Source organism: uncultured Mesonia sp. (assembly GCA_947499595.1).
GTDB classification, from domain to species: Bacteria; Bacteroidota; Bacteroidia; order Flavobacteriales; family Flavobacteriaceae; genus Mesonia; species Mesonia sediminis.
In genome coordinates this window covers 153,846-166,681 of the sequence record CANMOY010000001.1, presented here as the reverse complement: position 1 = coordinate 166,681, position 12,836 = coordinate 153,846, and the positions used below count along the sequence as shown (strand labels likewise).

Annotated in this window: 8 protein-coding genes; 5 read left to right on the top strand and 3 right to left on the bottom strand. The window is 34.5% G+C overall.

Features of this window, described 5'->3' with window-relative positions; all coding sequences use genetic code 11:
• Window positions 1-48: 48 nt before the first annotated feature.
• From uvrA to ACH2AZ_RS00730, 4 genes are all read left to right on the top strand, one after another.
• A complete protein-coding gene (gene uvrA, locus ACH2AZ_RS00745) occupies window positions 49-2,895 on the top strand; it encodes an excinuclease ABC subunit UvrA (RefSeq protein ID WP_394906188.1) in 2,847 nt (948 codons plus the stop codon).
• A gap of 23 nt (window positions 2,896-2,918) precedes the next feature.
• Window positions 2,919-3,608 carry a TIGR00730 family Rossman fold protein gene (locus ACH2AZ_RS00740; RefSeq protein ID WP_394906187.1) on the top strand — a complete coding sequence of 230 codons (690 nt, stop codon included), beginning with the start codon at window positions 2,919-2,921 and terminating at the stop codon, window positions 3,606-3,608.
• 52 nt (window positions 3,609-3,660) lie between these two features.
• Window positions 3,661-6,468, top strand: a complete 2,808-nt coding sequence (locus ACH2AZ_RS00735) for a metalloprotease (RefSeq protein ID WP_394906186.1) — start codon at window positions 3,661-3,663, stop codon at window positions 6,466-6,468.
• Between the two features lie 245 nt (window positions 6,469-6,713).
• The gene (locus ACH2AZ_RS00730; RefSeq protein WP_394906185.1) at window positions 6,714-9,125 is read left to right on the top strand and encodes a thiamine pyrophosphate-dependent enzyme; all 2,412 of its coding nucleotides are present in this window, start codon (window positions 6,714-6,716) and stop codon (window positions 9,123-9,125) included.
• A gap of 53 nt (window positions 9,126-9,178) precedes the next feature.
• On the opposite strand, the gene ACH2AZ_RS00725 is transcribed toward ACH2AZ_RS00730, so the two are convergent.
• From ACH2AZ_RS00725 to ACH2AZ_RS00715, 3 genes are read right to left on the bottom strand one after another with little or no spacing between them, the layout of a single operon-like run.
• A complete protein-coding gene (locus tag ACH2AZ_RS00725) occupies window positions 9,179-10,753 on the bottom strand; it encodes a PH domain-containing protein (protein ID WP_394906184.1) in 1,575 nt (524 codons plus the stop codon).
• Window positions 10,731-11,258, bottom strand: a complete 528-nt coding sequence (locus ACH2AZ_RS00720; protein WP_394906183.1) for a PH domain-containing protein — start codon at window positions 11,256-11,258, stop codon at window positions 10,731-10,733. Before ACH2AZ_RS00720 ends, ACH2AZ_RS00725 begins: the two co-directional genes overlap by 23 nt.
• A gap of 3 nt (window positions 11,259-11,261) precedes the next feature.
• The gene (locus ACH2AZ_RS00715) at window positions 11,262-12,101 is read right to left on the bottom strand and encodes a 1,4-dihydroxy-2-naphthoyl-CoA synthase (protein ID WP_394906182.1); all 840 of its coding nucleotides are present in this window, start codon (window positions 12,099-12,101) and stop codon (window positions 11,262-11,264) included.
• A 185-nt stretch (window positions 12,102-12,286) separates the two neighbouring features.
• Here ACH2AZ_RS00715 and ACH2AZ_RS00710 point away from each other — a divergent pair, with 185 nt between their 5' ends.
• Window positions 12,287-12,835, top strand: a complete 549-nt coding sequence (locus ACH2AZ_RS00710; protein ID WP_394906181.1) for a hypothetical protein — start codon at window positions 12,287-12,289, stop codon at window positions 12,833-12,835.
• Window position 12,836: the final 1 nt, after the last annotated feature.

Here is a 12,836-nt window from a genome sequence, read left to right as displayed (position 1 = left end):
TTCACTATAAGCTAATATTGGCTAAATTAGCAGTCTGCAAAATTTGTTATGAAAAACTCTGAAGATTTTATAGAAGTACTGGGCGCTCGCGTGCATAATTTAAAAAATATTGATGTCAAGATTCCGCGAGATCAACTGGTGGTAATAACCGGTCTTAGCGGTTCGGGTAAGTCGTCGTTGGCATTTGACACCCTATATGCAGAAGGCCAACGTAGGTATATAGAAACGTTTTCGGCTTATGCCAGACAATTTTTAGGTGGTCTTGAAAGGCCTGATGTAGATAAAATTGAAGGACTTTCTCCTGTCATTGCTATAGAACAAAAGACCACTAGTAAAAGTCCCCGAAGTACTGTTGGCACTATTACCGAAATTTACGATTTCCTACGACTTTTATATGCAAGAGCCTCTGATGCCTATAGTTATGAAACGGGAGAGAAAATGGTAAGCTATAGTGATGAGCAGATTCAAGAACTAATTACTAAAGATTATTTAGGACAACGCATTAACATTCTTGCACCAGTTATTCGTTCACGTAAAGGACATTATCGTGAATTATTTGAACAAATTGCTAAACAGGGTTTTGTAAAGGTACGTGTCGATGGTGAGATTATCGATATAGAAAAAGGCATGAAACTAGATCGGTATAAAACCCATGATATTGAGATTGTCATAGACCGATTAGCTATTGACGAAACAGAAAATACGCAAAAAAGATTATACAATAGTATACTAACCGCCTTAGACCATGGAGATGATGTACTCATGATTATTAACCATGGAGATAAAAAAGAGCGGTATTTTAGTCGGACCCTGATGTGTCCTACTACGGGTATTTCTTACCCTAATCCAGAGCCTAATAACTTTTCTTTTAATTCACCAAAGGGAGCCTGTCCTGTTTGCAATGGTATTGGCGAGTTGTATCAAGTAAATATAGAAAAAATTATTCCAGACAATAAGAAGTCTATTCAAGCAGGCGGTTTAATACCTTATGGTGCTTACAAAAAAAACTGGGCTTTTAAACAGTTAGAACTTATAGCGCAACGCTATGATTTTAAACTTAGCGATCCCATAAAAAAAATACCCCAAGAAGCACTCAATTTGATATTGCATGGGGGTAAAGAAAAATTCACTTCAAATTCTAAGGATTTAGGTGTTAAACGTTCACATAAAATAGATTTTGAAGGCGTAATACCTTTTATAGATAAAACTTTTAACGACAATGATTCTAGGAAATTAAAAAGATGGGCCAAGGCTTTTATGGATAGAATTGATTGTACCACTTGCGCAGGAACTAGGTTGCGTAAGGAGAGTTTATATTTTAAAGTCAATCATTTAAACATCGCTCAGCTAGCCCAAATGGATATTGCTAGCCTAAGCCTATGGTTTGCTGAAATAAGACAACAGCTTAGTAAAAAACAAATTCAAATTGCCGAAGAAATTATTAAAGAAATTCAAACCCGCCTACAGTTTTTACTTGATGTAGGGCTAGATTATCTTAATCTTAACCGGAGTGCGAAAAGTCTATCTGGTGGTGAAGCTCAACGTATACGACTGGCAACGCAAATAGGCTCGCAATTGGTCGGGGTACTTTATATATTAGATGAACCTAGTATAGGCTTGCATCAACGTGATAATGAAAAATTAATCAATTCTTTACTCAATTTACGAGACGTAGGTAACTCTGTAATTGTAGTTGAGCACGATAAGGATATGATTGAACGTGCAGACTATGTTATTGACATAGGTCCTAAGGCAGGTAGAAATGGTGGTGAAATTATAAGCGAGGGTAGTCCCAATCAATTATTAAAACAGAAAACCCTAACGGCATCTTATTTAAATGGAAAGGTTGCGATTGAAATTCCAGAAAAAAGAAGAGATGGTAACGGTAAAAAAATAGTACTTAAAGGGGCAACGGGTAACAATTTAAAAAATATTACAGCTACTTTCCCCTTAGGAAAAATGATTGTAGTTACCGGTGTTTCAGGAAGTGGTAAATCAACCCTTATTAATGAAACGCTATATCCAATCATGAATGCGCATTATTTTAATGGGGTTAAAGAACCCAAACCTTATAAAAACATAAAGGGACTTGAACATATAGATAAAGTTATAGACATTAATCAGTCTCCAATAGGCAGAACACCACGGTCAAATCCCGCCACTTATACAGGAGTTTTTTCTGAAATTAGAAGTTTATTTGCTAAAACACCCGAAGCTCAAATAAGAGGTTATAAGCCAGGGAGGTTTAGTTTTAATGTAAAAGGCGGGAGGTGCGAAACTTGTCGTGGTGCAGGTTTACGAGTTATTGAGATGAATTTTTTACCTGATGTTTTCGTGGAATGCGAAACATGCCAAGGTAAACGCTTTAATAGGGAAACACTTGAAATTCGTTATAAAGGAAAATCTATTAACGATGTTTTAGAGATGACCATCGATGAAGCTACAGATTTTTTTGAACCGGTTCCAAAGATTTACAGGAAACTCAAAACCATTCAAGATGTAGGTCTAGGATATATCAGTTTGGGACAACAAAGTACTACCCTATCGGGTGGCGAAGCGCAACGAATAAAATTGGCTACAGAATTATCAAAAAGAGATACTGGTAATACTTTTTATATTCTAGATGAACCCACCACTGGATTGCATTTTGAAGATGTAAATGTATTGATGAAGGTGCTGAATAAATTGGTGATTAAAGGGAATACTGTTTTGATTATAGAGCATAATATGGATGTAATTAAATTGGCAGATCATATTATTGACATTGGTTTTGAGGGAGGTAAAAACGGTGGGGAAATTGTAGCGACCGGTACCCCAGAAGAGATAGTAAAACAAAGTAAAGGCTATACTGCCCAATTCTTGGCAAAAGAGATTGGTACTAAAAATTTAATATAAATAACATTATTAAGTAAATGAAAATGAGAAACGAAAAAAGACACAAGGGATGGAATGAGATTAAAACCAATGACAGTTGGGCCATTTTCAAAATAATGGGTGAATTTGTTGAAGGCTATGAAAAAATGAGCCGAATTGGTCCTTGTGTTTCAATATTTGGATCGGCACGTACTAAGGAAGATCACAAATATTACCAATTGGCACAAAGCATTGCTGCCAAAATTGTAGAACACGGCTACGGTGTCATTACAGGAGGTGGCCCTGGTATTATGGAAGCTGGAAATAAGGGTGCACACCAAGCAGGTGGTGTTTCGGTTGGTTTAAATATAGATTTACCTTTTGAGCAACATGACAATCCTTATATCGATAAAGACAAAAACTTAAATTTTGACTACTTCTTTGTGCGTAAAGTAATGTTTGTAAAATATTCTCAAGGTTTTGTAGTAATGCCTGGTGGTTTTGGCACATTAGATGAATTATTCGAAGCCATCACGCTAATACAAACTCATAAAATAGATAAATTTCCTATAATCTTAGTGGGGCGCGAATTTTGGGGAGGATTATTTGACTGGGTCAAAACGACATTATTAGACTCTTTCAAAAATATCAGCGCAAGCGACATGGATTTAATACAATTGGTTGACACCGAAGAAGAGGTTATTGAGATACTCAATAAGTTCTACGATGAATTTAATTTAAGTCCGAATTTCTAATAAAATTTTTGGGTACTTGCTTGTTATAAATAAGTACCCATTGTTTTCTTTTATGCACAAGCACCTCTTTTTTTTTCTAATTCTACTTAAATGCGCTTCTGTTTTCGCACAGCATGAAGTAACTGCTCAAGTTACGCTTCAGGCTGCAGAAAAGAAAATGAGAGTTTCGCAAAACTTAACTTTTAAAAACAATTCAAAAGATAGTCTCGAGGTCATTTATCTTAATGATTGGATAAATGCTTTTAGTAACAAACAAACACCTCTAGCCTATAGATTTAGAGAAGACTATCAGCGTAATTTTCACTATGCTAAAGCTTCAGAAAGAGGTAAAACACAAATTTTAAGTATACGTAATGTTGATTCTAACTTGAATTGGTTTCGACCCAAAAATCAACCTGACCTCTTGGTGATTCAATTAGAAAAAAAATTGCCTCCGCAAAAGCATATTTCAATTAATCTCGAATATAATTTAAAAATACCCCATAGTAAATTCACACGCTATGGCTATAAAGATTCAGATTTTATTTTACGCTATTGGTTGCTTACCCCTGCGGTATATGCTCAAAGCTGGAAGGTATATAGCCATAAAAATGTAGATGATTTTTATATGGCTCCTATAGATTTAATCGTTGATTTTATAGTGCCAGAAAATTATTATATTTTTTCTAATTTTAAAAAAGTGCACGTTAACCACATAGCACAAACTAAAAATATCCGCCTTAGCGGAAAAAACCTCAGACAATTAGATTTTCATCTAACCACCAACCCAGATTATGAGCAGTTTAACACCGATTTAATGCAAGTGTTTTCTAATATTGAAGATGACGAGGTGCCCCAGCCTTTCCGGAATATTATTGTACACCGCATTTTACATTACCTAAATAAAAATCTGGGCCATTTAAATCAAGAAAAATTACTGGTTACGAAAACCGATTATGCCGATAACCCTGTATATGGTTTAAATCAACTCCCAAAATTCATTCGCCCCTTCCCCGATGGTTTTCAATATGATATTAAAATGTTTAAAACCATTACCAATAAATTATTAAAAGGACAATTAAATTTAGAGCCCAGAAAAGAAAATTGGATTAAAGAAGCTTTATTGGTGCATTTAATGATGAATTATGTAGCAACCTATTATGAAGACACCAAGCTTTTAGGCGCTTTTAGCGAACTTATAGGCATCCGTTGGTTCCATGCCTCCGAATTAGATTTTAATAAGCGTTATGCATTGTTGTACCAAAATATGGCGCGTATTAATCTTGACCAAGCTATAACCACCACTCAAGATTCATTATTAAAATTTAATAAAAATATTGCAACGCCTTACAAAGCTGGTTTAGGATTAAATTATTTAAAAGATTATTTAGCTAATGATGAAGCGTTTAAAAAGTCATTATCGGCATTTTATCAAAATAAACAAAAAGACACTTTAGCCCTTACGAAGCTAAAGAGTGCATTCAAAACATATACAAAAAAGCCAATCGATTGGTTTTTTAATGAGTATATTCAAACCAATCTACCAATTGATTTTAAAATAAAAAAGGTAACTACTAAAAACGATTCTTTACAAGTAATCGTAACCAGTAAAAATCATAAAAATTTACCCGTTGCCGTGTACGGATTAAATGGTAAGAATATAGTAAGTAAACATTGGTTAAGAATTAAAAACGGAGAAGGTAAGATTCATATTTCTAAAGACGCTATAGACCGCATAGCCTTAAATCATGAACAAATCATACCTGAATATAATCAGAGAAATAACTATAAAAGTCTTAAAGGAGTTTTTAATAAACCACCCCAAGTGGGGTTGCTTATGGATATTGAAGACCCCTATTACAAGCAGCTCTTTTTAATTCCTGAATTTGATTATAATTTATACGATGGCTTCATTATAGGTCCTAAATTGCATAATCGTGCTGTTTTACCTCAAAATTTTAATTTTAATATTTCTCCAAAAATCGGTTTAAATAGTAATGCATTAATTGGTTCTATTGGTGTCTCTAGCAATACATTTTTTCAAAACCAAGAATTACATGCCATTCGGCTGGGGATAAGTGGTACCAGAATGTCTTATGCACCAGATGCTTTTTATTACCGTGTTGTACCTTATTTTAGTTTAAATTTTAGAAATCCTTATTTACGCAGTAACCAAAGACAATCGTTAAGCATTCGAAGCGTAAATGTTCGTAAAGACCAGAGCTTATTCGCCACCAATCAAAATCCTGATTATAGCGTAATGAATTTGCAGTACAACTATAGCGACAGAAACTTTGCCGATTATTTTACTGCAAATTTTGATTACCAAGTGGCTAAGAAATTCAGTAAAATCTCGGTAACAACAAAGTGGCGTAAATTATTTTTAAACAATAGGCAGTTAGAACTACGTGTGTTTGCAGGGGCGTTCTTGTTTAATGATACCCGTAATGAAGATTATTTTAGCTTTGCCCTTGACCGCCCGTCAGATTATATGTTTGACTACAATTATTACGGTAGAAGTGAAACCAGCGGTCTATTTAGTCAGCAGTTTATTGCGGCCGAAGGCGGCTTCAAGTCAAAAATTCAACCAGGTTTTGCCAACCAATGGATAAGCACAATTAATGGAAGTTTTAGTATTTGGAATTGGATTCACGCTTACGCGGATGCCGGTGTAGTAAAGAATAAAAATAAGGACGCTAAGTTTCTATATGATTCTGGAATAAGGCTTAGCTTAGTACAAGATTATTTTGAGGTATTTTTCCCATTACAATCGAGCTTAGGTTGGGAACCCAGTCAATACAATTACGATCAAAAAATACGGTTTATTGTAGCCTTAGATTTAAAAACACTTGTAAGCCTTTTTAAAAGACGTTGGTATTAAGTTTTACACGTCCAAGTTACACAATACAGATGAATATTATTAGAAGAACCAACAGTGTAAAAATGCTAATAAAAATTGGCGATTTTTAGAATTACGCAACAAACAAGGCTTTTTAAATTGTTTTTTTATGATAATTTTAATCATAAAGCCTTAAACAGAAATTATTATTAATGCCTCAATTCATTTTCTGTTGAAAATCTGATTCTAATTTCTTATCTTCGTGCCGTTCTCAAAAAGATTTAAGCATGCAGAAAGAAGTAAAAGAAAATATAGACCTTTCCTTTGAAGACTTCAAGTCAGAAGTTTTAAAAGACTATAAAACAGCCGTGATTAGCCGCGAATGCAGTTTACTAGGTCGTAGAGAAGTTTTAACAGGAAAAGCCAAGTTTGGGATATTTGGTGATGGTAAAGAAGTGCCTCAACTAGCCATGGCTAAGGCATTTAAAAATGGTGACTTTAGATCGGGTTATTACCGTGATCAAACCTTTATGATGGCGTTAAACCTATTATCTGTAGAAGAGTTTTTTGCAGGACTTTACGGAAATACAGATATTGAACAAGAACCAATGTCGGGAGGACGTCAAATGGGTGGACATTTCGGAACCCATAGTTTGCAAGAGGATGGCCAATGGAAACCTATAGTTAATCAAGCCAATTCAAGTGCAGATATTTCACCTACTGCAGGCCAAATGCCTCGCTTACTAGGATTAGCTCAAGCTTCTAAAATTTACAGAAATGTTGAAGGTATAGATCAAGAATTATTTTCTAATAAAGGCAATGAAATCGCTTGGGGAACCATAGGTAATGCTAGTACAAGTGAAGGTCTTTTTTGGGAAACAATAAATGCCGCCGGCGTTTTACAAGTTCCTATGGTAATAAGTGTCTGGGATGACGAATATGGTATTTCTGTACATGCAAAACATCAAACTACAAAACAAAACATCTCTGAAATATTAAAAGGCTTTCAACGTGATGAAAAAAACGAGGGATATGAGATAATTTGTGTTAACGGTTGGAACTACCCAGAATTAATTGAAGCTTATCAAAAAGCCGATAAAATTGCAAGAGAAGAGCACGTTCCTGTTTTAATTCACGTACGCGAACTCACGCAACCTCAGGGTCATTCTACTTCAGGGTCTCACGAGCGTTACAAATCAAAAGAGCGTTTAGAATGGGAAAAGGAGTTTGATTGCAACGCACAAATGCGTCAATGGATTATTGCTAACAACTTTGCGAATGAAGAAGAGTTAGAAGCCATAGAAAAAGAGGCGAAAAAAACTGTGCGTGAAGGCAAAAAAGCTGCTTGGGAGAAAGTTACTGAGCCCGCTAAAACTGCTCAAAAGCAATTGATTGATATTTTAAATCAATTAGCTCCAGAATCACAAGCAACGCAAAAAATAGAGGCGGTAATAAAAAAATTAGCCGCTCATAAAAACCCTGAAAAACACCAGGTTTTACAGGCAGCCAGAAATGTGTTGCGTTTGATAATAAAAGAAAATCCTTCACAAAAATCGACTTTATTAAATTGGACAAAAGAGTTTAGTTCTAAAACCCAATTAGACTATAGTAGTCATTTGTATAGTGAGAGCGCTTCAACAGCAATAAATATTGAAAGTGTAGAACCAACTTATGATGAGGAGGCAGAGCTTGTTGATGCTAGAATAGTGATTCGAGATAATTTTGATGCTATTTTTGGTAGTAAACCAGAAACCCTAATTTTTGGTGAAGATAGCGGAAACATTGGTGACGTTAACCAAGGCTTAGAAGGTTTGCAAGAAAAGTATGGCGAACTACGAGTGGCCGATGCGGGTATTCGCGAAGCAACAATTCTTGGACAAGGAATTGGTATGGCTATGCGCGGATTAAGACCTATTGCAGAAATTCAATACTTAGATTACTTATTGTATGCTCTACAGATAATGAGCGATGATTTGGCAACCTTACAATATAGAACAAAAGGAAAACAAAAAGCACCGCTAATTGTACGAACAAGAGGCCACCGATTAGAAGGTATATGGCATAGCGGATCACCTATGGGAGGTATTATTCACCTTTTAAGAGGAATTCACATATTGGTACCCCGAAACATGACCAAAGCTGCAGGATTTTACAATACAATGCTAGCCAGTGATGAACCGGCCCTAATTGTCGAATGTCTTAACGGTTACCGCTTAAAAGAAAAGTTACCTAATAATCTTGGAGAGTTTAAAACACCTATTGGTGTAGTTGAAACCATTAGAGAAGGAAAAGATATTACCCTTGTTTCATACGGGTCAACGTTGAGGATAATTGAAGACGCTGCGGAGTTATTAAGTGAAATAGGTATAGATTGTGAAATTATAGATGTACAATCGCTACTACCTTTTGATTTAAATCACGATATTGTGAAAAGTGTGGCTAAAACAAACAGGTTATTGGTTATCGATGAAGATGTTCCAGGTGGAGCTTCTTCTTATATACTTCAGCAAATTGTAGAAAAACAAAATGCTTATGTTCACTTAGATAGTAAACCGCAAACCTTGACCGCCAAAGCACATAGACCTGCTTACGGTACAGATGGGGACTACTTTTCTAAGCCTTCTGTTGATGATGTGTTTGACAAAGTTTATTCAATTTTTAATGAAGTAAATCCAAAACAATTTCCAACGATGCTTTAGTAAAAAACGTATTTTATGATTTAAAAAGCCTTCATATAAAATGAAGGCTTTTTTTACATCCAAGCCTGTCGCGATGATTCTACACGATAAAGCAAATAATTCAATTGAGCACAATAGCTCTTAGGAAGATAATTAAAACGTAAATCTCCCGCAGCGGTATGAAAAGTAATATGCACCAACTTCCTTTTCCTTAAGAAAATTGGTTCTTGAACACTAAAGGCTTGTATCTTGTAAAGCTCGATATATTTTCTTTTTTTAAACCAAACACCTTCACTTTTAATTACAAAATTTGGAGTAATAGCCAATTTAGAACTCCGAAAGATAAAAAATTGTAATGTAAACAAAATTAATCCAACAGGAATTAGAATTGAGGCCAGCAATTCTATTCTAAACCAACCTACAAAATAATTTAAAAAGAATGCACCCCCAAGTAGCAGTGTAGTTATAACTAATCGCTTAAACAGCCAAACAGGATACATTCTAACGAATTCTCCTTTTTCTAATTTTACTGAAAACAAAAAGTTTTGAATTTGCAGCAACTTATTTAAAGTCAAAGCAGGAATACTAAGACTATTTTTTTTAATCTGGTCATCGCTGCCAATTAGTGCTAATTGAAGCTGATGTAAATCCAACCGACTTTGTAATGGATTTGAGCTATGGGTTACTATTTGAACCCGATTCGGATTTAAACTCCATTTAGTGTTGGTTTTTAAGCCCATTTCAACTTCTAAAGATTCTTTTTTCTTCGTGATCTTAAGCTCAAAATATTTTAAAATGGTTTCTATAATACTTACTAGGATACTTAAGGCAAATAAGATGAAAAAACTGAGAACCAATACCAAAGTTATTTCAAATACACTAGTATACTCTTGTTCCAAATACTCTTCTGCCCCTTTCCAATATGGATTATCATCAACAAATTGAGAAAATTGACCATATACGGTACTTATAAACACTATGATTAATCCTAGACCTCTGAAGTAGTTGCTGGTTAATCCCAATAATAATAACTTCTTAAGACCTAATTTATAAGTCCACTCGACATTATTCTTTGATAAAGAATCCTCGGCTTGTTCAAACTTATCTGCATTTGAAACTTCATTCTCCAAGTCATTACTTAACTCTTTATTTACCGAATATTCTTCCGCTTTAAGCGCTAATAATTCTTGTTGTAGGGCCAATGCCTTATCTTCTGATAATGCCTTGATTTCAATTTCTTTATCGGAACTTCCGGCAGACTCTACCACCAAACTACAAACCCCTATAATTCGATGAATAATTGTTCTTTTAACATAAACTTGTTGTATTCTTTGTAAGGAAATATCTAGAGTATTTGAGGTAAAAACACCTTGTTTGAGAACAAACCTATAATTTTTATAATCAATATGAAATTTAAAATTCTTATAAGATAAATAACTAAATACCAATACAATTAAGAATAATACACTTAAGCCCAATACGATATAAAACCAGTAATTACTAAGCTTTTGGGTGAGCGCACTATAGAGAAAAATGGCTATAAGTCCCCGAGTAATTTTGTATAAAGAATAAAGAAAAATAAACAAAATACCCAGTTTATTTTGATTCTGTGGTATAGCAAAGAGCTTATTCTGTTCTTTCTTCGGCATCGATTAACTGAATTATAAATTCTTTAATTTTTAAGGCCTCTTTAGGCAAAAGACCTACAATACTAATATCACTACCTGAACCACCAGCGGTATATATTCTTAGTACAGCCAGCCCCAATTTTTTATCTAAAAAACTTTGCTTTGAAGCCACGTGTTGTATACGGTTAAAGGGAATGACAGTTGTTTTTTTTATTAACCAACCCCGTTGAAAAATCACATCTTTCTGTCTTAAAGCATAACCTATACTCTTATAGCGTTTAAAACTTAAAAAGACGCCTATTAAAACAAAGCTAAAAGCAAAAAAACTGCTTAGCTTGAAAATCCATATAGGAATACCCCATTTAGCATTCATAAGCGCTAATAAAATTAAGCTGTAAACGAGGCAAAAGATGGCCCATTGCATGACCATCTTTATAAAATAATTTTTTTCACTAATTTCTAGATGAACCGATTCAAAATCTGGTAAATCATTTAGGTCAATTGAATTATTTACGAAATCTTTCATTTTTTATGGCAACCACTTTTTATCAAAGTTTGGTTTTCTTTTTTCTAGAAAAGCATCTCTTCCTTCTTTGGCTTCATCTGTCATATAAGCTAATCGTGTCGCTTCACCAGCGAAAACCTGTTGGCCTACCATTCCATCATCGGTTAAATTCATTGCAAATTTCAACATTTTAATAGAGGTTGGACTTTTGGCTAGTATTTCTTGGGCCCACTCATAGGCGGTATCTTCTAATTCATCGTGGGGTACCACAGCATTTACCATTCCCATTTCAAAGGCTTCTTGAGCCGAATAATTACGGCCTAGAAAAAATATTTCGCGTGCTTTTTTTTGTCCTACCATTTTGGCTAAGTAAGCTGAACCATAACCTGCGTCAAAACTGGTTACATCTGCATCTGTTTGTTTAAAAATTGCGTGTTCTTTACTCGCTAAAGTCATATCACATACCACATGTAAACTATGTCCGCCTCCTACTGCCCAACCGGGTACTACACAAATCACTGCTTTTGGCATAAACCGAATGAGGCGTTGTACTTCAAGAATATTTAATCTATGATAACCATCTTCTCCAACATAACCTTGATGCCCCCGTGCTTTTTGATCTCCCCCACTACAAAAGCTATACACACCATCTTTAGGCGAAGGTCCTTCTGCCGACAGTAAAACTACACCAATACTTGTATCTTCTTGTGCATCGTGAAATGCGTCTAAAAGCTCTGATGTAGTTTTGGGTCTAAACGCATTTCTAACCTCGGGTCGGTTAAATGCAATTCGAGCTACCCCGTTACTTTTCTTGTAAGTTATATCTTCATATGTTTTTGCGGTCTGCCAATTTATTTTACTCATACTTAAATTTTTATAAGATTAATTTTATTAATTCTAATTGCAATTTACAAATGTCTTAAAAGTAATAACAATTTCATATAGACTAGATAATACAGCAAAAATAGCTAATAATTAAGTACAGTTACTCTATTATTAATATCTTTAGCATAGTTTTTGCTTTAAAATTATTCCGCGAAAAGCTGATTATGAAAAAATTTTTATTACTTCTTTTTATGTCAATAGCTATGTTTGTAAATGGGCAAGAGCTAAAACAAGCACAAAAGATTCCACAGACAAATTACAACTTAGAATTGCCCTTGCGCTTAAATAACCATAGCCTTGCGTTAGGCACTTTTTTAGGCGCTATAGAATCAAAAGAACGTAACTTTAGCATACCGCCAATAAAGATGCATCAATTTTCTACTTTTAAAAAGATTGATATGCTTGCTTTAGTTGAAGAAAAACACTACAACAAAAATAAGGCAAACTACTCTATGCAACTACCTACTAGACAACTACAACAAATTAAACAAAGGGTTGAAGTCTATTATGACTCACGAAGCAATTTTAATCGTCAAACGGAATTTAGAGTAGACACAGATCCTAGAAAAACCAGAGACGGAGGTATTAAAAATGAAGCTTACGAAGATATGAGTAGGCCCTTTATTCGAAATCCGTATGGGTATTTTTATAGAGGAAATTACATGGGCAACAAAAATGCAAGAGGTAGAAATTTCAATTTTTATCTTAATTAAT

Bases quoted from the DNA above. Each gene is read 5' to 3' on its own strand.
- uvrA (WP_394906188.1), top strand. From the start codon at position 49: ATGAAAAACTCTGAAGATTTTATAGAAGTACTGGGCGCTCGCGTGCAT.
- ACH2AZ_RS00740 (WP_394906187.1), top strand. From the start codon at position 2,919: ATGAGAAACGAAAAAAGACACAAGGGATGGAATGAGATTAAAACCAAT.
- ACH2AZ_RS00735 (WP_394906186.1), top strand. From the start codon at position 3,661: ATGCACAAGCACCTCTTTTTTTTTCTAATTCTACTTAAATGCGCTTCT.
- ACH2AZ_RS00730 (WP_394906185.1), top strand. From the start codon at position 6,714: ATGCAGAAAGAAGTAAAAGAAAATATAGACCTTTCCTTTGAAGACTTC.
- ACH2AZ_RS00725 (WP_394906184.1), bottom strand. From the start codon at position 10,753: ATGCCGAAGAAAGAACAGAATAAGCTCTTTGCTATACCACAGAATCAA.
- ACH2AZ_RS00720 (WP_394906183.1), bottom strand. From the start codon at position 11,258: ATGAAAGATTTCGTAAATAATTCAATTGACCTAAATGATTTACCAGAT.
- ACH2AZ_RS00715 (WP_394906182.1), bottom strand. From the start codon at position 12,101: ATGAGTAAAATAAATTGGCAGACCGCAAAAACATATGAAGATATAACT.
- ACH2AZ_RS00710 (WP_394906181.1), top strand. From the start codon at position 12,287: ATGAAAAAATTTTTATTACTTCTTTTTATGTCAATAGCTATGTTTGTA.